Here is a 25,240-nt window from a genome sequence, read left to right as displayed (position 1 = left end):
CTGAATATCGAATTATAGAGACTGTAATAGCTGGTAGTAACGACCTTTCTGAGCGAGTAGCGTTGGATGATCGCCTTGCTCGATGATCTCACCTTGTTCCATCAAACAGATGCTATCCATGCTTTCTAATTCTATTAGTCGGTGTGTAATGAATATCACTGTCTTATTAGCAAAGTGCTCATTGAAAAGCGCCATCACTTTTTGTTCCGTACGCTTATCGAGGCCTTCAGTCGGTTCATCTAAGAGTAGGATTGGGGCATCACGTAGCAATGCGCGAGCGATACCGATTCGGCGTTTCTCACCACCAGATAACTGACGACCACCGTCGCCTAACCAAGCATCTAACCCTGGAGCCTCAAGAAGGCCACCAAGTTCGACTTTTTGAAGAATCTCAGACAGTCGCTCATCACTTGCTTCTGGAGCGGCCATAAGTAAGTTGTCACGCAGTGTTCCATTCAGTACATCAACGCGTTGACTGACCACTGTCATTGCTTCTCGCAGGTCAGACTCGCTCCAATCTTGCAGCTTTGTACCACCGATTCGAACTTCACCTTGGTTTACATCCCAGTAGCGACAAAGAAGCTGAATCAGTGTTGATTTACCTGAACCTGTTTGACCTACAATCGCTGTTTTAGTGCCTAACGGTAGTGAGAGTGACAAGTCTTTCAGCACCTTTTGCTGCCCGTCAGGGTAAGTGAAGTCAATGTTGTCGAATTCAATGTCTAACGTTGTGCCTTTATGTTTCGATTGCTCAGGGAAGACAACGTCAGGTTCAGCCAAAATTACTTCATTTAAACGACGAGCAGAAGTCAACGTTTGACCCAGGTACTGGAACGCGCCCGCAATAGGCATCAAAATTTCAAAACTTGCCATCGTTGCAAATGCAAACAACGCAATCCAAGGATCAGGAGCACGACCTCCTACGCCGTCTGCAGCAAACCAAAGCATCACAACCAGTGTAAGACCGTTCACAAGCATAAGCAGGCCTGAAGCCATGCCCGTTAAATTCGCGTTCACAAACTGATTAGACAACAGCTGCTTTTGCTTCTCTAGAATGAGATTGCGATAACGCTCTTCTGCTCCAAAGATACTCAGTTCGCTGTAGCCTTGAAGCCAGTCCAGAGTCGCCACTCGCAATTGCGCTTTATGATGAGTGAGATTCTCGCCATTACTTTTACCAAGTTTATAGAACAACACTGGCCATACAAACAACATGACGGTAAGAATCGAGCCAAGCAGCAGCGCGAGATGCCAATCAAAGAACGCCAGGACAGCCGTTAAACTCAATATGCCAAAAATGCCAATCACGACAGGGCTGATAAGTCGAAGATAAACGTGATCCATCGCGTCAACGTCCGCCACTAGGCGGTTGAGCAGATCAGCATCACGCATCGTAGAGACACGACCCGGAATCAGTGGTGCAAGTTTCTTAAAGAAGAAGATACGTAGATCGGTAAGTAACTTGAACGTCGCATTGTGGCTGACGACACGTTCTCCCCATCGACCTGCGGTTCGAGCCATTGCAGCGCCGCGTACCCCGGCACCTGGTAACATGTAGTTGAAGGTTTCACGAGCAACCGTCAAGCCTGCCACCGCTGCGGCTGAAATAAACCAACCCGATAGCGTTAATAAGCCAATAGATGCAGCTAAGGTCAGAAATGCCAATAGCATACCTAGCGAAAGACCAAACCAATGTTTCTTATAGAGTTTTAGATAAGGGAGTAAATCACGCATCTAAGTTCCCCTTGTCTGTTTCACGTTGTGCGAGGTTCGCTTCCAACATGTCTTTAAATAAGCCATCTTCTGTCGACAGTGTGTCGTAATCACCACGTTGAACAATCTGGCCGTCCTGCATAACAAGAATTTGCGATACGCTTTGTAAAGGTGCCAACTGGTGAGTAATCATCAAATTCGTTGTGGCATGTGCGTACTTGTTAATGCCTTCCATGACGAGTTTTTCACTACGAGCATCTAAGCTTGCGGTCGGTTCATCTAATAACCAAAAACGACCATTTTGTAGCATAGCGCGAGCCAACGCTAAACGCTGGGCTTGGCCGACAGATAAACCACCAGAGCGGTCAGATATCGGGTAATCCAACCCATGCATTTCAACAAATTCAGCAGCATGAGAGTCATTCAAAACAGAATGAACGTCGGCATCTTGAATGTTGTGTTTGCCTAACGTGACGTTATCTCGAATGCTGCCATGTAATAGCATTGGGTTTTGACCAATCCAGCTTACGGCCTCTCGCCATGTGGCTAGATCCAGTTGTGACAATTCACAACCATTAATCTTCAAGCTACCTTGATAAGGCATGAAACCGAGGATGGTGTTTACCAAGCTTGTTTTACCTGCGCCACTTGGTCCAACTAAAACCGTACTTTTGTTGGCTTCAAGAGAGAAGGATAGGGGACCTGCGAGCTGCTGACCTTCCGGACTAAAAATGGTTAACTGGTCCGCTTCAATATAGATAGGGCTGTTTTTATCTAACGCTTGGGTACCATCTTTGATTTGATCGACTTCCAAATCTAGAAACTCGACAATACTTTCTGCTGCGCCAACCGCTTGCTGTTTCGCATGGTAGAACGTGCCCAAATCACGTAATGGCTGATAAAACTCTGGCGCAAGAATCAGAATGAACAAGCCAGCAAACAGCGTAACACCTGTGCCGTAGTAGCCGAAATCGAGCTCTCCGACATAACTAAAGCCAAAGTAGACGGCGGTAATTGCGATAGAAATGGAAGTGAAAAACTCTAAAACCGCAGAAGATAGAAACGCGATTTTCAGAACGTCCATGGTACGAGTACGAAAGACTTCCGAAGCACCCTTCAGAGTTTCAGTTTCAGATTTTGTTCTATCGAATAAGCGAATGGTCGTCATTGCTTGCAAGCGGTCATAAAAGTGACCGGACAAACGCTGCATCGCTTTAAAGTTTTTACGGTTTGCTTCTGCGGCTTTCATCCCAACCAGTGCCATGAAAATAGGCACTAGTGGTGCTGTGACGAGGAAGATCAAGCCTGCCGCCCAGTTTACTGGGAATACGACAACCAAAATAATGAAAGGCACTAATACCGATAATGACATCTGAGGCAAGTAGCGAGAGAAGAAATCTTGCATATCTTCTACCTGCTCTAAGATGAGCGTCGCCCAGCTGCCGGCAGGTTTGCCTTTGATGTAAGCGGGCCCAAGTTTATGAACTTTATCTAAAATGAGTTGGCGAATATAAACTCGAATTTGCTCACCGCAACGGTAACCGGCAAGCTCTCGACCCCAGGTACAAGCAGCTCGACCGATAACCGTGCCACCAAGCCCAACAAAATGCCAAATGAGGTCGGCTTTGTCGACTTGGTCAATGATTAACTGGTGCAGAATGGAGGCGAGCAGGGCTGCTTGAGCCAATAAAAACACGCTTGAAAGTACGCCTAGGCCTATCGCAATCATAAGCCAGCGCTTGGCTAACTTACTTTGTTGCTTAAGCCACTTATTCAAGCTGCTTTGCTTTTTCTTATCCATCGTGAAGGCTTAATGATAATTGTTTTAATGAGGCGGTAGTATACAAAAGAAAACCCAGCGGGAATACCGCTGGGCTTTAAGGATATGACACAAATGTGAAAAGTTATTTGTCACCAAGTGAGTCTAAGAAACGCTCAGCATCTAATGCCGCCATACAACCTGTACCTGCTGATGTGATAGCTTGACGGTAGTTATGGTCCATAACGTCGCCTGCTGCAAATACACCTTCAATGCTAGTTTGTGTAGCGTTGCCTTCTAGGCCAGACTTAACGATGATGTAGCCATCTTTCATGTCTACTTGGCCTTCAAAGATTTGTGTGTTTGGCTGGTGGCCGATCGCAATAAACGCGCCCATCACTTCAAGGTCTTCAGTCGCACCTGTGTTGACGTCTTTAATACGAACGCCAGTTACGCCCATGTCGTCGCCAAGTACTTCATCGAGAGTTCGATCGGTATGAAGAACGATATTACCGCTTTCAACTTTATCCATCAGACGTGTCACAAGGATCTTCTCTGCACGGAATGAATCGCGGCGGTGGATCAGGTGAACTTCTGACGCAATGTTAGATAGGTAAAGTGCTTCCTCAACAGCAGTGTTACCACCGCCCACAACTGCAACTTTCTGATTACGGTAGAAGAAACCGTCACAGGTTGCACAAGCAGAAACGCCGCGACCTTTAAATGCTTCTTCAGACTCAAGGCCAAGGTATTTTGCTGATGCACCCGTAGAAATAATCAATGCGTCACATGTGTACTCGCCAGAATCGCCTTTTAAACGAAATGGGCGTTGTGATAGTTCTACTTCGTTGATGTGATCAAACACGATCTCAGTTTCGAAACGCTCGGCGTGCTCTTTCATGCGATCCATCAATGCAGGACCTGTCAGACCTTCAGCGTCGCCGGGCCAGTTTTCAACTTCAGTAGTGGTGGTTAGCTGACCACCTTGTTGCATTCCCGTCACAAGCACAGGGTTTAGGTTGGCACGCGCTGCGTAGACGGCAGCTGTGTATCCTGCTGGACCAGAACCAAGAATTAATAGTTTACAATGTTTTACGTCGCTCATTATGGCTCCAAAAAGGGCTGAACATTTCCCTCGATTGTATGGAAATTCTTAGTGCTTTAAAAGCATAAACAACGATTGTGATCGAATAATTGGTTATAGATTAGAACCCACTAAAGATTGATAAAGAACGTTGACTTCTAGCATAAAATTCTATTCGTAGTAGAGAAGTCTAGTTTCAAATATCGCCAAAGCGCAAAACTGAAACATGGCTCTGTATTTTTGCTTTGGATTGGTTTGTTATGTTGTTTTTGTTATTTTGTTGAAGCTATCAACGTTAAAAGCTGGCAATTGCAGAATATTTGCGTAATCTAGTGTGTAAATTAAATGTTAATTAATGTGCCTCATTAAAGGAGACAATGATGTTACATTCACGTGAGAATACTCTGCATTTAACACAGCTCAGCATGGCAGCAATTGAGCAGCTTTCCCCATCGTTTGAAGAACTGCCTCGTACCGAGCATGCAGATGGTCAGTATCGACTAAGACGTTATTCTGTGGTTGGTTTTGATAATGGCAAAGTCATTGACTTAAACAAAAACAGCTTTGTTCAATCGTCTGATATCAACCGATTCCAAGGTGATGTTGTAAGACAATTTGAGCCGATTGAGAAGGACATTCTCACCAGTGATGGTTTCCGAGAAATGTGCGAATTGTTTGTCAATGCGAATCATCTGCCTAACGGTCAGGAAATAGAAATTCACCAAATCCGAATCACAGCGCTAGAAGAAGAAACTCAAGTGGCACCTGAAGGTGTGCACCAAGACGGTTTTGATCACATTGCAATGGTTGGCGTAGGACGCCATAACATCATTGGTGGTGACATCATGCTGTACAGCAGTCATAACCAAGCCCCATTTTTCCGTAAGGTGTTAGAAACGGGTGAGGTTGCAATATTGGCAGACAGTAAACTGTGGCACAACGCGTGCCCAATCCGTTCTGTCATTGATGATGAAGCGGGTCATATGGATGTGTTTGTACTCACGGCTACGGATAAGCGCAATGAACTTCAATCTTAATCTGATCAGAGAGCAGTTTCCGGCACTCGCTCAATACCATAACGACAAGCCTGTGACGTTTTTTGATGGTCCAGGCGGGTCACAGGTACCTCAATCAGTGCTAGATAGCATGGTGGGATATTTAGGTCGTTTCAACGCCAACTTAGGCGGGCATTATTTTTCTAGCCAAAAGACGGTTGACGTGATGCAAAATGCACGCGAGTCAGCGCAAGCTCTGCTTAACGCGCCGTCATCTGGCAATATCGTCTTCGGTGCGAACATGACATCGTTAACCTTTCAGCTTAGTCGTGCGATTAGCCGAGATTGGCAAGAGGGAGATGAGATCATTGTTTCTGCTTTGGACCACTATTCGAATGTGTCTAGCTGGCAGCAAGCGGCAGAAGATAAAGGCGTTACGGTTCATCAGGTTCGTATCAACGAAGATGATTGTACGTTGGACTTGGAGCATTTAAGCAGTCTTCTTTCTGATAAAACGCGCCTTGTAGCGGTGACCTATGCATCGAATACGACAGGTTCTATCGTGGATGTGCAGCGAGTAGTAAGCATGGCGCACAACGTTGGGGCACAAGTTTATGTGGATGCCGTTCATTATGCGCCGCATCATTTGGTTGATGTTCAAGCGTTAGGCTGTGACTTTTTAGCTTGCTCAGCTTACAAGTTTTTCGGCCCGCACGTTGGTATTGCTTACATAGCCGATCAGTGGCTGCACAGTATTCGTCCGTACAAAGTCGAGCCTGCTACCAATATTGGCCCAGGCCGATTTGAAACGGGGACGCAAAGTTTTGAAGGTCTTGCTGGTGTCGTTGCTGCGGTTGAGTATCTGGCTCAATTTGGTGAAGCCAGTTTACCCCTTCGTCAACGATTGGAGCAAAGTTACCAATTGTATGAACAACATGAGCAACGCTTGAGTGAGCGATTCTTACAGCGTCTGAGTGCACTAGATGGTGTCAATCTATTTGGCATTGCGAAAGAAGATAGCCAGCTCCGCACACCAACTTTTGCGCTAACATTCGACCGATATTCTCCAGAGTTTATCGCGAAAACGCTGGGTGAACACAACATCTGTGTTTGGAACGGCCACTTTTATGCGCTGGGCTTAGTTCGTCAACTTGGTCTAGAAGAGTCGGGTGGTGTGGTACGAATTGGTTGCATGCATTACAACACAATAGAAGAAGTCGACATGTTGTTCGATGTACTAGAAAACATCCTTGATGCGTAACTGATTATATCTTCCTGATAGAAAAAAAAGCTCGAGTCAAACTCGAGCTTTTTCGTTTTTATTTCAACAAACCAGCTATATATATGTATATGCAGCTAGGCGCTTACTTCCACTTCATAGGAAGTGAATTTTCTTACGTTGATCACGCCAGTGTCAAAAATGAGGTATTGACCTTTGATGCCTTGCAAAGTGCCAGTAACAACCGGGTTTTTATCGAAATTATGCGAGGTGATCTTAGTTGGGTGCTGTTGCACCGGGTAGCTAAGGTCGGTAATGCTTTCGCTTAATATTTCAATTGCATCTTCACCGAATTGCTGTTTTATCTCAGCAATCTTATCTTCGACTAAAGGTAATAGCTCAGCAAAACGATCTTGCAGTGCCATTGGTTCACCATCGCCTTTCAGCAGTGTGCGCCAATTGGTTTTATCTGCGATGTGTTTCGCCAGTTCAACTTCAATTAATCCGGAGATATGTCGAGTTTTTACCTTAAAAATTGGCAAACCCTGAGTCGCACCTTGATCAATCCAACGAGTTGGGATTTGCGTATGACGAGTGATACCAACTTTTAAGCTGGATGTATTGGATAGGTAGACAAAGTGATCCACCATGCAGTTCTCTTCGCCCCATTGTGGCTCGCGACAAGTCCCTTGGTCGTAGTGGCAAGTCTCTGGCTTCATGATGCACATATCGCAGCTTGCTAGCTTTTTCATACAGACAAAACAATGGCCTTGCGAATAACTCTTTTTCGTTTTCTTACCACATGAGCAACAAAAAATATTGCCCGTGTGAGTCAGTGTGAGCGTTTTACCCAGAAACGGCGATAGATCAATCTCTTCCTCACCAACAGGTAGACGGTAACTGACAGCACCGTCCAGAGATGCACGCATTTTATTTAGCGTACCAGTTGCAATTAATGACATGACATTACTCATTATTGTGTTTTTGCACAGTATATCCGAAGTGGTGATGAGATGCAGGGTTGACAGACACATTAAAGCGAAATGTATCGCTCTGAAATGTTATGCACTGGCCTTCATGGGTTAGGAAATACGGCTGTGAAATGCTTCGCAAATAACAAGTGAACCGCATTTTTGAGAGATTTAAAAACGTGATAACGGTTCAAAACACGTTACCATGTATCGAAAGTAAGAACGAAGACTAAAAGTAATTTTGTTTCTTGATAAATGACTTTGTTTGAAGTTCGAAAAATCATTGAGTACATTGTGTTGTATATAAGCTGAGCAGGTCACTCGCCCATGAAGTGGATCCATAAATTTATCTTTGCCCTCTCTATTTGCACTATTAGTTTGGTTGCGCTTTATAGTGTTCTTGGCGATACACGAAAGCTGACCATTACACCAGAACATTTCAATATCTATGCGACTAAAGACGCCAGCGAAGGTGGCTTGAGTGAGGCTGATATTATTTACGATAAGCAAAGCCTAGTTCTCAGCTGTGACTTAAAGCAAAGCTCGTATGCTTGGCCTTATTGCGGAATCTCTGTTTATACCGATTCCACAACGCCAACACAGGGGATTGACCTTTCCAATTACCATACGATTCGATTGAAAGTGAGATATGAAGAGGCGGGGGTGGGGCCCAATCCGAGCCATGATTTGCGTTTATATCTGCGCAACTATAACCCTGAGTATTCCAAACCAGACGACGAGTACACGATTAAATACAATGGCATGCAGTTTTCTCCGTCCGGTTCAAACGACATCATCGAAATTCCGATTAAAAATTTACAGGTGATGACGTGGTGGTTAGTAGACAACAAAGTCGCGATTGAACACTCTGCACCTGAATTTTCAAACATCACACGTATTGATATCGCGACCGGATCTGGTGCGGCACTTGGCGAGCACAAAATTGTGATTGATAAAATTGAGTTTGAAGGCGCTTACCTTGCACAAGAAACGTTACTGTATGCGCTCTTACTCTCTTGGATGGCGCTTGGACTGGCATTTTCGCTGCACGAATTACGAAAAAATCGAGTCGCTTATGAAAAAGCGAAAAAACGTCATCGTCATTTAGAGAAGGTGAATGGTACGTTGCGAGCTCAAAACTATGAGTTTGCAGAGTTGGCGCATCGCGATGCGTTGACGGGAGCGATGAACCGTCACGCAGTTCAGCACTGGCTTGAGCAGCAATCACGGCAAGTTCGCTGGGGGCATAGTACATTCAGTATCCTTTATATGGATTTGGATAAATTTAAGAAGGTGAATGACAAATTTGGGCACCAAATGGGGGATGACATATTGCGCGAATTTGTCATGGTGGTGGCAAGTTCCATCTACCCAGATGACCGACTTGTTCGTTGGGGGGGAGAAGAATTTGTTGTATTTTGCCCTGACACCAATATTGATCAAGCTGTGAAGAAGTCGGAAATGATTCGCAAAAATGTGGAGAGTCATTTGTGGGTACACGGTGAATCATTAACATGCAGCATTGGCGTCGCCCAAATGCAAAATGAACGCGTCTCAGAAACCATGGCGAGAGCAGATGAAGTGCTCTATCAAGCGAAGCGCAATGGTCGTAACCGGGTCGAGGTTCATTATGGTTTGCTTGCCTGCGAAAAGAAGCAAGCCTAACGATTCGTCACTCAAAGGAATAAAAAAAGGTGGCCAACTGGCCACCAAGAGGGAAACTGCTGAACACCACTTAGGGGGAAGTTTAGGTCATCGATATGATTACCGTGAGCAGCAGTGTAGTGCTAATCGAACTTGCTATTTTTTACCAGAACAACCAAGCGAAAAGCGTTAGTGCAGCAATACAGGCAATGTTTAAGACGAAGCCAATTCGCATCATTTCTTTTTGCTTGATATGACCCGTACCGAACACAATCGCATTTGGAGGCGTCGCAACTGGTAACATAAATGCACAAGAAGCGGCGACGGCAATCAATGCAGAGAGAATGACCGGAGACATGCCTAAGGCCTCTGCGATGGTTGCAAATACAGGGACCAGTAGTGCAGCACTAGCGGTGTTACTTGCAAACTCAGTCAAGAAGACAACAAAAGCAACTACAGCAAGAATCGTCAGAAGGATACCAGCTTGCTCAAGGAAGCCCGACAAGCTATGAGCCAAAAATACGCTTGTACCGGTTGCTTTTAGGACGTTACTCAAACAGATGCCACCACCAAATAGGATTAACACACCCCAGTCGGTTGTTTTCTCAATATCTTTCCACTCGACGGCGCGAGAAGCCCCAAGCAGAAGGATCGCACCTATTGCGACAAGGGTATCGAACTTAGCGAAGCCACCTAGCATAGCGTTAATAGGCTTACTGAAAATCCACAACGTGACCGTCAGTAAGAAAATCGCCAGCGTAATCATTTTGCCGTTTGTCCACTCGACTGGTTGATGGTCAAGGTCAAACTTGTGGCTAAGGTCAGGCTTAGTCATGGTGTACAAAACGAGAATAGCGATTGGCATTAGTACTAATGAGATAGGCACACCGAGCTTCATCCACTCAGTAAAACTTAGGCCGACTTCAGCTGCTGCAATGGCGTTTGGTGGGCTACCAACCAGCGTTGCAATACCACCAATCGAAGCGCTGTAAGCGATGCCGAGCAGAACAAACAAAAAGGTATTGTGATTTTTCTTCGCGTCTAGCTTTGTCATCACACCCAGTACAAGGGGCAGCATCATAGCGGCAGTGGCGGTGTTTGAAATCCACATCGACAGGCCAGCACTAACACCAAATAGCATGAATACAGCGACAGACATTTTGCCTCGTGCGAGTAACAGCACTTTATCAGCAATAGCTTGGTCTAACTTCTGTTTATGCAAAGCTGCAGCAAGTGCAAAACCACCTAAGAATAGAAAGATGATGGAGTTGGAGAAGTTGTTCAGTGCGGTCTGAGTGTTAAACACGCCTAAAAATACTGCAAGTAATGGTATGAGTAGCGCGGTTATGCTGACGTGAATCGCTTCGGTTAGCCAAAGAATAGCAACAAAAACTAAGATGCTCAGGCCGGTTACTACTTGTGGCTCAAAGGGTAGGGTATTAAACAAGATAATGAACAATACGATATTCGCGTTCAAAATCATGCTGTTGCGAGTGAAGAACCAGTTCTTCAATGTCACAGCGAGTGCGGTCATGGGTAGTGCTCCTTTTGCATTGCCTTTTGTCGGTTTTTTTATGGCAAAGTAACTGACTTGTAGTTATTTATTGATTAAATGTTACTTGGAATACAAAAAAGAGTTTTGCCTGAATCGTAGAGCAAATTAGAAAATGTGATGTTGAGAATTGGAAATGGGTAGAAAACTACCCATTTGTTTTATAGAAATGTTATTAGCCTTGTGAGCTGCGTTGTTCCTCTATTCGACGGGAACTTGCAGAGGCTCATTAGATATTTTTTCAGGCTCTTTTACTGCAACGATAGGCTCTTGAGGACCAAGAAACTTGGGCTGCGTATTAATAATGTAGAGGTCTAAAAAGGCTTTCACACGGGCGAGCAACTCTCGAATACGCATTGATGTTTTTTGTTTGTTTGTCGTAGGTCCTGCTACCGCAAGACACTGCGCATCAATGTTGTAAGCATCGGCAATAAACAGCGCTCGCTCACAATGAAAGCGCTGAGTCACAATCAGAAAGCGCTCCGAAGCAAAAATCTTTTTCGCCCTCACAATCGAATCTAGAGTACGAAAGCCAGCATAATCAAGGTGAATCACTTCCTCAGGCACACCGGCTTTAAGTAAGTCGCGTTTCATCGTCCACGGTTCGTTGTAGGAGCGATGGGCGTTATCGCCACTCAATAAAAACTGTTTTACTTTGCCTTGGTTGTAAAGCTCAATCGCCGCATTAATACGATGAGTGTAGTAAGTGTTGAGGATCTTACCGATGTATTTACTGGTACCGAGAACCACAGCAACCTCATGTTGAGGTATTTGTTCGTATTCAGTGAAAATGCTTTCTTTGGCTTGTAAAACCACCCACCGGTCGATGGCAATAACAGAAACAAGCAGACTAAGTACAGAGATCGACAAAATCAAAGCAAGTCGCTTCCAGGAAAATTTCAGCTTCCACTTTGATCTTATGCGAGAAAACAACAAAACGTTTTATATCCTTAACTAAAAATGTAGTTCTCATCATATCTGATAGAAACAAAAAGAGAGAAGCCCATTTATGCCAAAATCTGGTTAGGATGATAAAAAAATAAAAGCCCCTACATGGTAGGGGCTAATTATTAAACGAAATGTCTCAAGCTTAAAACGCAGTGCGTTTGTAGCGACGGTAAACCGGCTGCCAGAACGATTGCTCAATCGCTACGTTTAATGCTTCATCAGTAATTTCTAATGCCACACCTTGTTCGATTGCCTTCTTACCAACAGCAAACGCGATTTTTTTCGATACCGAGTGAATCTCTTCCAAAGGTGGAAGTAGTGCACCACGACCGTTGATTGCTAGAGGAGAGCATGTTGCGAGCGCACGGCTCGATTCCATTAGCATTTCGTCGGTGACACGTTTTGCGTTTACAGCAAGTACACCAAGGCCAATGCCAGGGAAGATGTAGCTGTTGTTACATTGTGCAATAGGGTAAGTGCGACCTTCATGAACCACAGGCTCAAATGGGCTACCTGTTGCAACCAGTGCTTCACCATTTGTCCAACGAATGATGTCGTTAGGTGTTGCTTCTACGCGGCTTGTTGGGTTCGACAGTGGGAAGACAATCGGACGCTTACAGTGTTTATGCATTTCTTCGATGACTTCTTGGCTAAATAGGCCAGGGGCACCAGAAACACCAATTAGTACCGTTGGTTTGGCGTTACGCATAACGTCGAGGAGTGAGAAGCCATTTCCTTCATTTTCCCACTCTTTCGTATTGGTATGTTTCTGCACCAGGCGTTGTTGGAAATCAAGAAGGTTAGGCATGCCTTCTTGTAACAGACCCCAACGGTCAACCATGTAAACTTGTGAGCGAGCTTGCTCGTCAGAAATCCCTTCCGATACCATTTGTGCGATGATCGCTTCTGCGATACCGCAACCAGCAGAGCCTGCGCCCAAGAAGGTGATACGCTGTTTAGAAAGCTGAGTGCCTGCTGCTTTACAGGCGGCAAGTAGAGAGCCAACAGTAACGGCCGCCGTGCCTTGAATATCATCATTGAAGCAGCACACGCGATCTTTGTAACGTTCAAGAAGAGGCATCGCATTTTTCTGAGCAAAGTCTTCGAACTGGATCAAGGCATCAGGCCAACGGCGCTGTACTGCTTGGATAAACTCTTCTACAAATGCATCGTATTCTGCACCCGTAATACGAGGGTGACGCCAACCCATGTACATCGGATCAGCTAAACGTTGTGGGTTATTGGTACCCACATCAAGCACGATTGGTAGCGTATAAGCAGGGCTGATACCACCACACGCGGTATAAAGTGACAGTTTACCAATAGGAATACCCATGCCGCCGATACCTTGGTCACCCAAGCCAAGGATACGTTCACCATCTGTCACAACAATCACTTTAACGTTGTGGTTTGCTGCATTATTCAGCAAGTCGTCAATACGGTCACGGTTCGGATATGAAATGAATAGACCACGACCACGGCGGTAAATGTTAGAGAAGTTTTCACATGCTGCGCCGACAGTTGGCGTGTAGATGATAGGCATCATCTCAGAAATGTGGTTTTGCACTAGGCGGTAATACAGTGTTTCGTTGGTGTCTTGGATATTACGCAGATAAATGTGCTTATCCATATCGCTTTCGAAACTCTTGTATTGCTGGTAGGCACGTTCCACCTGCTCTTGGATTGTTTCGGTAGACTCTGGAAGCAAGCCTTCTAAGTTGAATGAACTACGTTCTTCAGCAGAGAATGCACTGCCTTTGTTCAAAAGAGGGGTTGCTAAAAGAGCCGGACCCGCATATGGAATATATAGTGGGCGTTTATCGTTGTTCATTGGGTGCCTTATGTAGGGTTGAAGGATGCGCACCAAATTTTAACGGGTTCACCATTTAGTTGTAAACATGCGTTGATGCACATCAATGTAATGTCGCAAAAAAACTCAGATACCGCCGAAAATATCGGCAATATTGGTTGTTTAGAGATACCTAAAGCAGGATTTTTTTACTTGGGTATAATGTTCTGCATCATCAAATCAAATCCAATTTCTATGTTTCAACTACCTATCGACAGCCTGCAAGCTGAGTTTGACCAACATGTGAACCAAAACCATCTCGTGGTGGAAGCCGAAACCGGGTCAGGTAAATCTACCCGTTTGCCTATGTGGGCGGCAAAACACGGACGCGTGCTGGTTATTGAACCACGTCGAATTGCTTGTACCTCGCTGGCTGAATATCTTGCGGAGCAATCTGGTGAGCCAATAGGTCGCAAAGTTGGTTATGCGATCAAGCTTCATGCCTACTTTGATGAAAAAACCGAAGTTGTATTTGTGACTCCGGGAGTCGCACTGCGTTGGTTTGCGGAAAACAAGCTAGCAGGCTTCGATATCGTGATAGTGGACGAATTTCACGAGCGACGCTGGGATATTGATCTATTAACCGCAATTTTGAAGCAAGAAAATCAACATCGGTTGATCGTCACTTCCGCTACGCTGGAGGGCGAAAAGCTAGCGCGTTACCTGAATGCGAAGCGTCTGCGATCTGAAGGGCGTTGCTTTCCAGTCACAGTGACATATCGTTCTTTAGACAGCCGTTATTTACCGAATAAGAAGGGATGTGAACAAGAGGTTGTCAGAGCGGTAAAAGAAGCATTGGAAGATGAAGATGGCGATATTCTTGTTTTCCTGCCTGGACGCAAAGAGATCACCCAATGTGCTCAGATGTTACAAAGTTGCGGCGATGTCATGGTGGTCAAACTTCATGCCTCGGTTAGTGATGAAGAACGGCACCGCGCGTTAACTACGCAAAAACAACGAAAAGTCGTATTGGCAACCAATGTTGCGGAAACCTCCTTAACGATACCTAACATCCGAGTTGTCATTGATAGCGGCTTAGAGCGTCGAACCATTCAACGTAACGGTCGCACAGCTTTAACGCTGACCCACATTTCTAAGGCCAGCGCCGCGCAGCGAATGGGGCGGGCGGGCCGTGTTGCTGAAGGGGCTTGTATTCGTCTATATGGTGAACACGCGCCTTTAGAATTAGTGACGCCTCCAGAATTGCACAGAGAAGAGCTCGTCGAGCCCATGCTGGCAGCGGCTTGTTGTGGATATCGTCTTTCAACACTCGATTTTCTCGACTCAATTCCTCCAAAGTCGCTAGAGGCATCTCATTCGACGCTGTTATCTATGGAAGCGATTGATGAGGATGGCAATGTCACGCAGCATGGGAGAAAAGTATATCCACTACCCATTGATGCACTGTTTGCCGATCTTGTTACCAGAATTCAAGCGAAGCCAGAGAAGGAAGCAATGATTGATTTGGCTGCCGCCTTATCTGTGCCTGCGCAGCTCTATCAGCGACAAAGTGGCGAAGTCGCTGAGCTTCTATCTCAAGAGGAGCCATACGGATGTGATGCCTCTTTGCTTATCCGTTTGGTTCGGGGGGAGCGACTTCCGGGCATTGTCATTGATGCCAGCGCACTCGAAGAGGCACAAGGTTTAGCGAAACAAATGCGAGAAGTATTTGAATTACCGGAACTTGACGTTGCCTCTCGATATAACCGTGAAGCGCTCTTTTTCTCCATCGCCTCATTACACCCTGAGCTTGTGTTTGTCCGACGAGCTCGTCGAAGAGATGCTCTAGGAAATGGAGTAGTCGAGATGCTGGTTGGGCGTAACAGCCGCTTTCCTGATAAAGAAGAAGCGGCAATTGTGCTAGATAGCCATAGCGTGCCAGGACGAGGCGTTAAGCAAACACTGAACCTCGCATCGGTCATGATGCCTATCCCGCTAACATTATTACGCGAACTTGAGTTTGGGGAGTGGCAACAAGGTGAGACGAATTATGAAGAAGAGACGCCAAGAGCAACAATGCATTTGGTCTACGCCGGGCGAACAGTCTGTTCTGAACACCAAGCGTTACAAGGTGATGTTGCTGTTCAGTCTATTGTCGAAATGATAGAAGATGAGACACTGTTACCAGGTTTTGCTTCTCAAAGAAAACAACAAATCCAACACTGGAAACTCTACAACGCATTGGGCCTTAATGTCGAAGGAGAAGAGGTTAACGACTTGGCCTCCTTGACATTTTCTAGCTGGTTAAAGGATCAGTTGGAAACATTAGGCGTTGAAAATGTCGATGATATGGCGTTGTTTGAAGCGGAAGACTTAACATTTAACGGTGTTCCAGAATGGGAATACGACGATTTCACGGAGCAGTACCCTTTAGAACTTTCGCTGCCAGAACTCCAACTGGATGTTGAGTATTACGCGTCTCGCAAGCTGGTACAGGTCATTTATCGAGAGGGAAACCGTAAGGGAGACCCGAAGCGCTGGGAGCTGCCACGCTGGGCTGGTTGGAAGATACAGTATAAAAAGGCCAGTCGAGTGATTGATGTGAAGTAGGTAGGCGGATGACGTTGTGACAAGAATTGATATTTTCTTGGTGAATCTATAATGATTTCATATTGATAGCGTTACTTACGTGTTGTTTTTAGTTTCTTAATTGAAATATTAATCAATTGAATGCTTATATATGGCGAAGCTGTACATCAGTTGTTACAAAGCTGGTTTTAATATTTCCTTTTGTATGTAAATTAGGGCATAAAAGACGAATGTTTTATATCCCATTGCTATATCAAAACAGTTGAACGATATTTGGTATATCTCATCTTCGAGTGTCGGGGGCATAGAATGGATCAACAAGGAAAGACGTGCATTGAATTCGACTACACTAGCTTTTTAGGAGCGACAGGTAGTAAAAAATGGACCTTTTTAGAGGCATTTGCCACCATCGCGCCTATTTTCGGTTTGATGTGGAAACAGAACATTGCGGAATTGAGCAAGCCTGAAGATCGGTTGTGGGATGCCGCATTAAAATCGATGTCTTCTCGTAAAAGTGATGAATCCAATTTGGTCCGCTTAACCCAGTTAGCTAAACATGAAGGGATCAATGAATTGCGAGTCGTTATGCCATATTCGCTCGATGTTCAGCAAATCGAGTACATAGAATCTCGCAGTCAGTTGAAAGTGGACACGTCAGAACAAGATGTCCTTAACATCAAGTTTTAGGCTGAGTATTTCCACTTCATCGATGTACTACTTAACAATAGTGCAATGAAAAGCGACCTCAAAGTAGGTCGCTTTTTTATTTTGAGGTTTTTGTCACAGGTCTTGGAAGTGTGATGAATATAGAGTATTTGCACTTAAATTAACAAAAATGTAACGTTTGGAAATGCAATTGTCATAACTAGCTTCTAACTTTGTGTTTTTAGGACAAATTACCGACTAAGTGGTTGGTACTGTAAGTTCGAATTAACGTCCCTTATTGGCACACAAGGATGATTGAGTCACCACGTCATTTGGGCATAAAAACAAACACAATAAGAAAGGAAGTCAATATGTCTTTGTCTCGTCGAGACTTTATGAAAGCTGCCTCTTCAACGGCGATTGTTACCGGGCTGGTGGGCTGTGGTAGCGATGCTAGTGAATCTGTTGCGGTTACCTTTGAGCACGGAGTGGCGAGTGGAGATCCTACTCAAACACAAGTAATCATTTGGACTCGTGTTACAACCTCAGCGAGCTACGCAGATGTAAGCTGGCAAGTTTCATCTAACGAAAATTTTACTGATATCGTGCAAAGTGGCACTTTTGCCACAGACACGAGCCGAGATTTCACGGTAAAAGTCGATGTTCAAAATCTCAACGCAAATTCTCGCTACTACTATCGATTCATGGTTGGAGATGTCACTAGCGAAGTCGGGCAAACTCAAACATTACCAGAGGGTGGTGTAGAAAAGGCATCCATGGCCGTTGTTTCTTGCGCAAACTATCCTGCTGGTTATTTCCATGTGTATCGAGAGATCTTAAATCAACATGAGCAAGAACCGTTTGATGTGGTACTTCATCTCGGTGATTACATTTATGAGTATGGGGCTGGTGGCTACGCTAGTGAAGATGCTGAGGCACTAGGGCGAGAGCCAAGCAAAGGCACTGAATGCATTACCTTAGATGATTACCGAAAACGGTATGCGCAGTATCGCCAAGATGCTGATCTGCAAGCGTTACATGCGAGCCTACCAATGATTGCTGTCTGGGATGACCATGAGCTTGCAAATGATACTTGGAAAAATGGTGCGGAAAACCATCAAGAAGAGGAAGGCAGTTTTAATGATCGTCGTGCAGCTGCGGCTGCCGCGTGGACAGAATGGTTGCCCGTTCGTGAAAACACTTTCTCAAACATGCTGATTTACCGTCAGTTTTCGTTTGGAAGCTTAGTCAATTTGATGATGCTCGATACGCGACTTGTGGGGCGTGATAAACCGTTGGATTACTTCTCGCTCAGCTCTCCAACGATGGAAGCGATTGGCGGTTTAGTTGCTCAGTCGCGCAGCGAAGACCGAGAGCTGTTAGGCGCTGACCAACTCGCTTGGCTGATGGATGCGTTCAGTACGCACGACGCAACTTGGAATGTGCTAGGGCAACAAGTGTTAATGTCTCGTATGGAGTTGCCAAGTTCGGTTATGGCCTCGATGTTTCAATTGTTTACTGCCACTGAAGAACAAAAAACAGAGGCGTTATTAGCAGTAAACTCTGCGATTACGGGTTACCTCTCTGACCCAAGTTCAGATACCATTGCTTTGCCATATAACCTAGATGCATGGGATGGTTACTACGTTGAGCGAGAGAAAGTTTATCAACTGGCCAAAGCCAACAGTGGTAACTTTGTCTGCTTGGCAGGAGATACGCACAACGCATGGGCAAGTGAGCTTAAAGACGTATCTAAGCATCCTATCGGGATAGAGTTTGCAACTAGCTCGGTGAGTTCCCCTGGGCTAGAGGCCTACCTAGCGTTAGATCCTGTTGCGATCGCTCAAATGGAATACACGTTGCCGCACTTAGTGTCAGAATTACAGTGGGCAGATATCAAGCAGCGTGGCTTTATGCGCGTTACTTTTACGCCCGACAAAGCAGAGTCGACCTGGTATTTCGTATCAACGATTAAAGACAAAACATATCAGGTGACGACCAAGTCAGCCTTTACAACAGATGGCACTACGTTAAATATCGGCTAAAATGAGCCTAATACGAAAAAAGTCCGCAGGCTATTGCGGACTTTTTATTGGAAAGCGTTTAGCTAATCTAGCGACAGTGCTAGTCAATCAATCCGTATTCTTTGCTCAGTACTTCGATGATTTCCGCTTTCGGATTCTCACTCAAATGAATCGGCTTTCCTGTAATCTTCTCGGCAATACCAATGTAGGTGCTCGAAATCGCCATCAAAGATTCGACGGGTAAAGCATTATCACGAGCGAGTGCTTCGCGCTCTGGCATACGTTCTTTGTTTAGCAAGATATCTGGGTCAGGGAAGTGGTTCAGTAGGAACTGGCGGAAACCTTCTTTTGAGTTCTCTACGATGTGACCTGCTTGGTACTCTTTAGCATCCCATATACGAGACGAGTCTGGTGTACCCACTTCATCCATGTAAATCAGCTTTTCATTGCCAGCAGCATCATGAACATAACCAAATTCGAATTTGGTATCGACAAAGATTTGGTCGATTTCTTCTAACGCTTGGCTGATAACGTTAAAGCCTTCTTTCAGCAGTTTTTCGTAGAGTGCGATATCGTCGGCACTTGAGAAGTTAAATGCTTCGTAGTTGTCTACGATGTTTTGACGAGTAATATTCACGTCGTCCGCTTCTGGCACACCGGGAATGCCTTTTAGAATGCCTTTTGTGGATGGGGTCATGAGCAACTCTGGCAGTGCTTTGTCTTTTTCTAACCCTTCAGGAAGTTGGATTCCACAAAACTCGCGCTCGCCATTTGCGTAAGCGCGCCACATCGAACCCGTGATGTATTTGCGGCAGATAGCTTCGATTTTTACCGGTTTGGCTTTTTGTACAATCCAAACAAAAGGGTGAGGAATGTCTAGAATGTGGCTATCTGCTAAGCCATTTTCTTTGAACAGTTTGAACCAGTGATTAGAAATCGCATTAAGCGCAGCCCCTTTACCTGGGACACCATTAAGACCACCTTCAGCATGCCAAATACAATCGAATGCAGAGATTCGGTCGCTAATCACCATGATAGCCAAAGGCGCATCTGGAGCGACATCGTATCCTTTTTCTTTGATCAGTCGGGCGCTGTCTTCTTCAGTTAACCAGTAAACTGAACGAACTTTTCCGCTATGAACGGGTTTATGGGTGCGAATTGGCAGGTCGTCATTGACGGCAAGTACTTGATTAGCAAGGCTCATTGCGACATTCCTATCATCTTAATCAAACGTCAGAAAGAGAAGATATTCAGCAAAATGTGGGCGCTGAATAAATCGAATGTGGGCATCATACCAGAACTATTTTAACTCGCCAGAGAAAAAGCAAACGTTTGCCTGTTTTCTTTAATACAAAAAAAAGCCCCCTTAAAAAGGAGGCGAGATGCAGGATGGATAACGTCGAACTTATTAGTGGTACTTATTAACTCTGCCTTCGACGAAAAAGACTTCACACTGATAGCGTTGCGCCATGTCGTGCAACATCGATTGATTCATAAGTGCAATTTTATTTGATGCGACAACAGCACTGGCATTACCTGATCGGATGGCTTTGATCACGATCTCGACTTCTGAAAGCTGTTGAGAAGGCTTCATTTGAATCACGTTTCTACAGCAAATATTAGAAGCAGTGAGTTGTTCAAAGTCAGGGCGAGGGCAGTCTGCTGTAAACAAAATCCATTGTTTCTGCTGCGATAAAACAGCCAGCTTAGATAGAAGCTGATCCGAAACGGCCATGGGCTGAGTTGCTTGTGCCAATACGTTGTAACGAGAGTATGTATGAGATTGACTTTGTAACTGCATCTTACTGTTCCTTTATACATGCTGTATGTGTATACAGTAGTTTGTTTTGACGACCTGATCAACCCGTTTATCAAAAGTTATTTGCGTTTTTTTGAGAAGGAAACAAAAGGATTTTATTTTAAGTATCTGAATTTATTTGGTTATTTTTCATTTCTGATATGTCTAACATCAATTTAAAAATGTGAGATGAGTAGAAAATTGGACGAGAGACATACAGGGGGTTACTACTGTATATACAGGTGTTTTTTCACGGGCAGTGGTTTGTATACAGTAGGAGAGGGGCTGATAACCGATGCGACATGCTATGTAGGATAGGAGGGAATACGAGATAGAGATTGGAAATAGGGCTTGGCCGATCAAAAAAGCGCCTTAAAAGGCGCTTTTGAAAATCAGTTCCGTTGATTCCGTCTTGCTTAGCTCGCTCGTTGCAAGCGTTCGCGCATTTGCAATTCGCCTTGGTTAAATAGGCGCACGTCGATTTTTGCCATGTCGTAACAAGCTTTACATGAGTAATGGTGCTTGCCATCTAAATAATCGTGACGAGTTACAAGACTAGGTTTTTTACACCAATCACAGGTGCCTTCTTCAGTGAACATTGATTTTCTCCCCACCTAGATTAATTTGAGTCGTTAGGTGTTATTTTGCGCTGAGCATTATGGCATAAAAGCGAGACTTAAGTTAAATGTCTGTTAATTTGTTTGAGAGGGAGATCGATTGCGGCGCTTGATTATATGGCTCTAGAAGCATGCTAGCCAAAGTTTCCTGACCTGTTTTTACTGTTTTGTAACATTTTGTGAGACAAGCTTAAAGGCATGATTGAGTCGCTTCATTTCTTCTTCACTGCCTCTTGTGTCCGGATGATAAAGCTTTGATAGCTGTCTATAGCGTAGCTTTATTGCTTGTAAATCAGGGATGTGTTGTGGTGTGTAGCCAAACATGGCGCATGCGACGCTTAGCTTATGGTTCTCTGCCTGGGTTTTGGATTTCTTAAATTCTTTGAATACTTTCTCTAGCTGGCGTTTCAGTTGCTTGTTCGTAAACTCTAGCTCTTTAACTTTTGCCGCCATTCGCTGATTTTGGTTTTCCTCTTTGGCTTCAAGCGCTTTTCTATTCTGCTTATGTTTCTTGATTACGAGGAAGCTTAAGCCGCTGATGATGAGTATCGCCGCTAGCCAGATCAGCCATAAAAATTGCGAGTATTCTACGTTGGGTTTTGCAATTGTTGTGCTTTTCTCTTCTTGTGTTTGCTCCGCCTTTTTATCGAGCGACTTTATTTGTGAGACTTGTTTAGCTCGCAGTTGATTGAAGCGCTGCTCTAACAGTTGATTATAAGCCTGTTCTGCTGCTGGATTATGCTGAGAAGCCATTTGATACAAGGCTTCAGTCAATTGAGAAGTTGTGACCTTATCTTGATTGCGCTGAATAAAGTTAGCGAGAAGAAAGCCCTGATCGGTTGGATCATTGAGTGCGATAGAGGTTAGCCAATATAACGCTTGTGTTTCATTTTTTTCGCCATTTATCCCTTTAGCAAAGTCGTTCGCGAGCTGTTTTTGCGCAGGGAGGTAACCTTGGTTGGCGGATTGCTCTAGCCAGTAACGCGTTTCTGGTGAGGCTTCAGCTTTGTTTGATGCCAATAATTGCTGTGCATACTCATATTGTTCTATGGGGTCATTTGGAGCCTGAGAGGCAAGCAGGTAACCAGAAAAGCTGAGGCTAAATAAGCAGAGTAGGGCAGACGTTTTGACAGACATTGATATGTCAGGCCTAACGATTATGGTTAGGCCTGCTCCGGTAATTTTTTATTATTACCGCTATGGTGCAACCAAATTACTTCAGTGGCAAGATCTGGATTTCAACACGACGGTTGCACGCACGACCTTCAGAAGTTTGGTTTGAGCAAATTGGGTTACGTTCGCCGTAGCCACGTGCAATTGCACGACCAGGTGCAACGTTTTGAGATACTAGGAATTGACGTACGGACTCTGCACGACGCTCAGACAACGTTTGGTTGTATGACTCACTGCCCGTGCTATCAGTGTAACCGTCGATAACAAGGCTGGTATTTGGGTATTCAACCAAGATGCTAGCAACACCGCGTAGCGTATTATGAATGCTAGCATCAAGCTGGTAAGAGCTTGAAGAGAAGCCGATACCATTTTCCATACGCAGTAAAAGCTGGTTCTCACCAACACGCTGAACCTGTACACCAGAGTTTAGCAAAGCGCGACGCAATTCTGCTTCTTGTTGGTCAAAGTAGTAACCAACGCCAGCGCCAGTCGCACCGCCTGCGGCCGCACCAATGAGCGCATGCTGACGACGTTCTTTAGCGTCATCGCCCGTTGCTAGACCGATTGCTGCACCAGCGATAGCACCAATAAGCGCGCCTTGCGTGGTTGAGTTAGTTTCGTATTCACCCGTTGTTGCATTTTGGCGTTGAGTGGCTTGACAGCCAGTAAGAGCTAGCACTAGAGCTAGTGCAATAGGCATCTTTTTCAAGGGAAAATCTCCGTATAAAACTGAGGCGAAACCATGCCTCATAATGGGATGCGAATTATGAATAAGTAAGCATTGATATTTGTTATGAGAAAGTAAGATTGATAAGAGTTTCTGTAAGAAAATTCTTATCGTTACTATCACAACTTCAAAAAGTAGGTCCCAATAACATTGAAATATTGGAACCTACGTCAATCAATTGCTGCTCTGGTTATTTCGATGGATTGCCCAACATTTTACGCGCTTGCTCGCCGCCAACACCACGGTTAACGGAGACTCTTCTACCTTTTTTCAAGCCCACTTCGTAGTCTTCGGTTAGGTTTTTCATCGCTTCTTTCAGTTGCTTCTTGAAGGTTTCGCGGTCAATGTTTTGGAATTCTTTATCAATATAATCATTGATTTTGTTGGCCGACTCTTCGTCTGGGGAAATGACTGGAAGTTTCTCTATCGCGCCCTCTACCCAACCAGATACAAATGAGTTCACGCGGCGAGTCACCTCTTGAGAAGAGGTGCCCGTACCTGCGAAGCTGTTTCGGAATTGTCCGGTACTTTCGTTCATCTCGCGATAAATAATATCGAAAGCAAATGCAGCAAAAATCGCGCGATCTGCTTCACCGATAAACTCGACACGTTTGAGCCCTTTGTGATTCAACAACACCGCTTCAACACCGAATTTAGTGTTAATGCCGCGAATCACTCGCAATATGGTAGAACTGATATTCGCTGGTAGTAGGTGGGAAGACTGTGTTTTCCCCATTCTGATAAACTCAATATCGTCTTTATCCAGACCATATTTGAGCATGAGGCGATGTGCCATTTTGATAGCATTGGCAGCCTCATTAACATTAGCGGAATTGCCCAGTTCTAAGCACTTGGCGATTTTTTTCAGAGCTTTTTGTTTATCCATCGACAACCAGTAACGAAAGCAGAAAATTTATGAAGTCAGACATATTACCTTTTTTGACATAAAAACGAAATACAAGGTGGGAGTGAAGGTGGTTTATGGACATAAAAAGAAGCCCCGCGGAAGGCGAGGCTAGGCGTTTTAGTTCGTCATAATCAGTATGAAGTCGTACTTGTGTCTAAGAAGCCATTCTTCATTAAGATTAGTTGGAATTACAATCCGAGCTGGTTGAGTAAATCATCGGCGTCATCGTTTGAACTCGACGATTTAGATTCTTTCTCAGCCATATTTTTACGTGTTGCTTCTAAAATATCGTCTGGATTTTCGTCTTCTGCGATTTCAAACTCTTCTAGTTGGATGAACTCAGTTTTGTCCATCGCTAACTCCAGATAGAAAATGTTGTTATTTTCGGTGGAGAACGTCACTCGGCGAGCTTGAGGGCGGTCAAGGTTGGTGTCAACTTGTAAGATGACTTGCTTATTCAGCGCCATCATTTTTGGCTGGTTTTGTGTGATGTTCGTTTGCAGCTCTTTACGAATTTTATTGGTGAAATCTCCAACCAGTTGGTTCATTAGCTCACCCAGAACATCTCCCACCTCGTCAGAAGTATGAGATATTGCCAGTTCTTCTTCTGGCATACCCATATTACGCATGTAGTTGGTGTAGATCTCTAATGCGGCTTTTGCCGTAAAATTAATTACGACCAGCCCGGTAAACCCGCCATCAAACAGAACAAAACAGCCAAAATCTGGCTTGAGGCTAGTCTTGTGGATTTTTTGCACCATTGCAGAGTAATTTACTTGAGAAGATGTCGCCGAAGTTAGGACGCCAGAAACAGACTGGCAAAGTTTGAGAAGGATATCTTCAGTGGTCACAATTTTATTTTTTTTCATTCTGAAAACTCATCTAGAAACGCGATTCGTTCCCCAATGTAAGGCATCAAGCGTGAAAAAATAAAGCATAAGTTTAATTATTGTATCGAGATTCTGATTTGCTCGTCTTTTTAAATGTTGTAAAGTGACGAAATTCAAAGAATATTACTTCACTTACTCTTTTGTGGTGTTTTGTTTCGCTGAACGCCAACTTGTATGAGAAGTGAGCAAATAATTA

General features: G+C 44.6%; 20 protein-coding genes. 6 read left to right on the top strand and 14 right to left on the bottom strand.

Translation table 11 applies throughout. The features are described from left to right. Positions 1-12 precede the first annotated feature (12 nt). The 3 genes from cydC to trxB form a co-directional block, all read right to left on the bottom strand. Entirely contained in the window at positions 13-1,734 is a 1,722-nt protein-coding gene (cydC, locus tag NL644_RS14720) for a cysteine/glutathione ABC transporter ATP-binding protein/permease CydC (protein WP_182018934.1), read from the bottom strand. Further along, a complete protein-coding gene (gene cydD, locus NL644_RS14715; protein WP_253658573.1) occupies positions 1,727-3,514 on the bottom strand; it encodes a cysteine/glutathione ABC transporter permease/ATP-binding protein CydD in 1,788 nt (595 codons plus the stop codon). The genes cydC and cydD overlap by 8 nt, the downstream gene beginning before the upstream one ends. Before the next feature lie 103 nt (positions 3,515-3,617). After that, positions 3,618-4,577 carry a thioredoxin-disulfide reductase gene (trxB, locus tag NL644_RS14710; RefSeq protein WP_253658572.1) on the bottom strand — a complete coding sequence of 320 codons (960 nt, stop codon included), beginning with the start codon at positions 4,575-4,577 and terminating at the stop codon, positions 3,618-3,620. Positions 4,578-4,936: 359 nt separating this feature from the next. On the opposite strand from trxB, the gene NL644_RS14705 reads away from it, so the two are divergent. Beyond that, a complete protein-coding gene (locus tag NL644_RS14705) occupies positions 4,937-5,593 on the top strand; it encodes a 2OG-Fe dioxygenase family protein (RefSeq protein WP_005393193.1) in 657 nt (218 codons plus the stop codon). After that, positions 5,577-6,812: a cysteine desulfurase-like protein gene (locus NL644_RS14700; RefSeq protein WP_109168456.1), complete on the top strand. Its 1,236-nt coding sequence runs from the start codon at positions 5,577-5,579 to the stop codon at positions 6,810-6,812. Before NL644_RS14705 ends, NL644_RS14700 begins: the two co-directional genes overlap by 17 nt. Before the next feature lie 95 nt (positions 6,813-6,907). Here NL644_RS14700 and NL644_RS14695 read toward each other — a convergent pair whose 3' ends face one another. Then, positions 6,908-7,732 carry a DUF2797 domain-containing protein gene (locus NL644_RS14695; protein ID WP_005393189.1) on the bottom strand — a complete coding sequence of 275 codons (825 nt, stop codon included), beginning with the start codon at positions 7,730-7,732 and terminating at the stop codon, positions 6,908-6,910. A 336-nt stretch (positions 7,733-8,068) separates the two neighbouring features. Here NL644_RS14695 and NL644_RS14690 point away from each other — a divergent pair, with 336 nt between their 5' ends. After that, positions 8,069-9,406: a GGDEF domain-containing protein gene (locus tag NL644_RS14690; RefSeq protein ID WP_114322450.1), complete on the top strand. Its 1,338-nt coding sequence runs from the start codon at positions 8,069-8,071 to the stop codon at positions 9,404-9,406. 142 nt (positions 9,407-9,548) lie between these two features. Here the strand turns inward: NL644_RS14690 and NL644_RS14685 are convergent, their stop codons facing one another. The 3 genes from NL644_RS14685 to NL644_RS14675 form a co-directional block, all read right to left on the bottom strand. Beyond that, positions 9,549-10,919, bottom strand: coding sequence for a DASS family sodium-coupled anion symporter (locus NL644_RS14685; RefSeq protein WP_005395853.1), 1,371 nt, complete (start codon positions 10,917-10,919; stop codon positions 9,549-9,551). 219 nt (positions 10,920-11,138) lie between these two features. After that, on the bottom strand, positions 11,139-11,873 hold the full coding sequence (locus tag NL644_RS14680) for a vancomycin high temperature exclusion protein (protein ID WP_031780501.1): 735 nt from the start codon (positions 11,871-11,873) through the stop codon (positions 11,139-11,141). Positions 11,874-12,027: 154 nt separating this feature from the next. Next, the gene (locus NL644_RS14675; protein WP_005395857.1) at positions 12,028-13,716 is read right to left on the bottom strand and encodes an NAD-dependent malic enzyme; all 1,689 of its coding nucleotides are present in this window, start codon (positions 13,714-13,716) and stop codon (positions 12,028-12,030) included. Positions 13,717-13,929: 213 nt separating this feature from the next. On the opposite strand from NL644_RS14675, the gene NL644_RS14670 reads away from it, so the two are divergent. The 3 genes from NL644_RS14670 (at position 13,930) to NL644_RS14660 (ending at position 18,953) form a co-directional block, all read left to right on the top strand. Beyond that, on the top strand, positions 13,930-16,284 hold the full coding sequence (locus NL644_RS14670) for a helicase-related protein (protein ID WP_114322624.1): 2,355 nt from the start codon (positions 13,930-13,932) through the stop codon (positions 16,282-16,284). A gap of 288 nt (positions 16,285-16,572) precedes the next feature. Further along, positions 16,573-16,950: a hypothetical protein gene (locus tag NL644_RS14665; RefSeq protein ID WP_005377965.1), complete on the top strand. Its 378-nt coding sequence runs from the start codon at positions 16,573-16,575 to the stop codon at positions 16,948-16,950. 329 nt (positions 16,951-17,279) lie between these two features. Next, positions 17,280-18,953, top strand: coding sequence for an alkaline phosphatase (locus tag NL644_RS14660; protein ID WP_253658571.1), 1,674 nt, complete (start codon positions 17,280-17,282; stop codon positions 18,951-18,953). 79 nt (positions 18,954-19,032) lie between these two features. Here the strand turns inward: NL644_RS14660 and NL644_RS14655 are convergent, their stop codons facing one another. The 7 genes from NL644_RS14655 to NL644_RS14625 form a co-directional block, all read right to left on the bottom strand. After that, on the bottom strand, positions 19,033-20,136 hold the full coding sequence (locus tag NL644_RS14655) for a phosphoribosylaminoimidazolesuccinocarboxamide synthase (protein ID WP_006742604.1): 1,104 nt from the start codon (positions 20,134-20,136) through the stop codon (positions 19,033-19,035). A 204-nt stretch (positions 20,137-20,340) separates the two neighbouring features. Beyond that, on the bottom strand, positions 20,341-20,733 hold the full coding sequence (locus tag NL644_RS14650) for a SulA-like leucine-rich domain-containing protein (RefSeq protein ID WP_109168452.1): 393 nt from the start codon (positions 20,731-20,733) through the stop codon (positions 20,341-20,343). A 413-nt stretch (positions 20,734-21,146) separates the two neighbouring features. Next, positions 21,147-21,329 carry a hypothetical protein gene (locus tag NL644_RS14645; RefSeq protein WP_005377960.1) on the bottom strand — a complete coding sequence of 61 codons (183 nt, stop codon included), beginning with the start codon at positions 21,327-21,329 and terminating at the stop codon, positions 21,147-21,149. Positions 21,330-21,506: 177 nt separating this feature from the next. Further along, the gene (locus NL644_RS14640) at positions 21,507-22,484 is read right to left on the bottom strand and encodes a J domain-containing protein (protein WP_114322448.1); all 978 of its coding nucleotides are present in this window, start codon (positions 22,482-22,484) and stop codon (positions 21,507-21,509) included. Between the two features lie 76 nt (positions 22,485-22,560). Then, positions 22,561-23,220, bottom strand: a complete 660-nt coding sequence (locus NL644_RS14635; RefSeq protein ID WP_181869464.1) for an OmpA family protein — start codon at positions 23,218-23,220, stop codon at positions 22,561-22,563. A gap of 217 nt (positions 23,221-23,437) precedes the next feature. Beyond that, positions 23,438-24,133, bottom strand: a complete 696-nt coding sequence (locus tag NL644_RS14630) for a DUF2786 domain-containing protein (RefSeq protein WP_005395879.1) — start codon at positions 24,131-24,133, stop codon at positions 23,438-23,440. 209 nt (positions 24,134-24,342) lie between these two features. After that, positions 24,343-25,023: a DUF3334 family protein gene (locus tag NL644_RS14625; RefSeq protein WP_006742601.1), complete on the bottom strand. Its 681-nt coding sequence runs from the start codon at positions 25,021-25,023 to the stop codon at positions 24,343-24,345. Positions 25,024-25,240 lie beyond the last annotated feature (217 nt).

Source organism: Vibrio sp. Y10_XG_PY6 (genome assembly GCF_024181795.1).
In the GTDB taxonomy this organism is placed as follows: domain Bacteria; phylum Pseudomonadota; class Gammaproteobacteria; order Enterobacterales; family Vibrionaceae; genus Vibrio; species Vibrio diabolicus.
Note: the sequence above shows the minus strand (reverse complement) of the source record. Positions and strands in the feature narration are given on the sequence as shown.

Coding starts and splice junctions, on each gene's coding strand:
- NL644_RS14695 (WP_005393189.1), bottom strand. CDS start 7,732: ATGTCATTAATTGCAACTGGTACGCTAAATAAAATGCGTGCATCTCTG.
- NL644_RS14675 (WP_005395857.1), bottom strand. CDS start 13,716: ATGAACAACGATAAACGCCCACTATATATTCCATATGCGGGTCCGGCT.
- NL644_RS14660 (WP_253658571.1), top strand. CDS start 17,280: ATGTCTTTGTCTCGTCGAGACTTTATGAAAGCTGCCTCTTCAACGGCG.
- NL644_RS14665 (WP_005377965.1), top strand. CDS start 16,573: ATGGATCAACAAGGAAAGACGTGCATTGAATTCGACTACACTAGCTTT.
- NL644_RS14670 (WP_114322624.1), top strand. CDS start 13,930: ATGTTTCAACTACCTATCGACAGCCTGCAAGCTGAGTTTGACCAACAT.
- NL644_RS14630 (WP_005395879.1), bottom strand. CDS start 24,133: ATGGATAAACAAAAAGCTCTGAAAAAAATCGCCAAGTGCTTAGAACTG.
- NL644_RS14650 (WP_109168452.1), bottom strand. CDS start 20,733: ATGCAGTTACAAAGTCAATCTCATACATACTCTCGTTACAACGTATTG.
- NL644_RS14705 (WP_005393193.1), top strand. CDS start 4,937: ATGTTACATTCACGTGAGAATACTCTGCATTTAACACAGCTCAGCATG.
- NL644_RS14655 (WP_006742604.1), bottom strand. CDS start 20,136: ATGAGCCTTGCTAATCAAGTACTTGCCGTCAATGACGACCTGCCAATT.
- NL644_RS14635 (WP_181869464.1), bottom strand. CDS start 23,220: ATGCCTATTGCACTAGCTCTAGTGCTAGCTCTTACTGGCTGTCAAGCC.
- cydC (WP_182018934.1), bottom strand. CDS start 1,734: ATGCGTGATTTACTCCCTTATCTAAAACTCTATAAGAAACATTGGTTT.
- NL644_RS14645 (WP_005377960.1), bottom strand. CDS start 21,329: ATGTTCACTGAAGAAGGCACCTGTGATTGGTGTAAAAAACCTAGTCTT.
- NL644_RS14625 (WP_006742601.1), bottom strand. CDS start 25,023: ATGAAAAAAAATAAAATTGTGACCACTGAAGATATCCTTCTCAAACTT.
- NL644_RS14690 (WP_114322450.1), top strand. CDS start 8,069: ATGAAGTGGATCCATAAATTTATCTTTGCCCTCTCTATTTGCACTATT.
- cydD (WP_253658573.1), bottom strand. CDS start 3,514: ATGGATAAGAAAAAGCAAAGCAGCTTGAATAAGTGGCTTAAGCAACAA.
- NL644_RS14685 (WP_005395853.1), bottom strand. CDS start 10,919: ATGACCGCACTCGCTGTGACATTGAAGAACTGGTTCTTCACTCGCAAC.
- NL644_RS14640 (WP_114322448.1), bottom strand. CDS start 22,484: ATGTCTGTCAAAACGTCTGCCCTACTCTGCTTATTTAGCCTCAGCTTT.
- NL644_RS14700 (WP_109168456.1), top strand. CDS start 5,577: ATGAACTTCAATCTTAATCTGATCAGAGAGCAGTTTCCGGCACTCGCT.
- trxB (WP_253658572.1), bottom strand. CDS start 4,577: ATGAGCGACGTAAAACATTGTAAACTATTAATTCTTGGTTCTGGTCCA.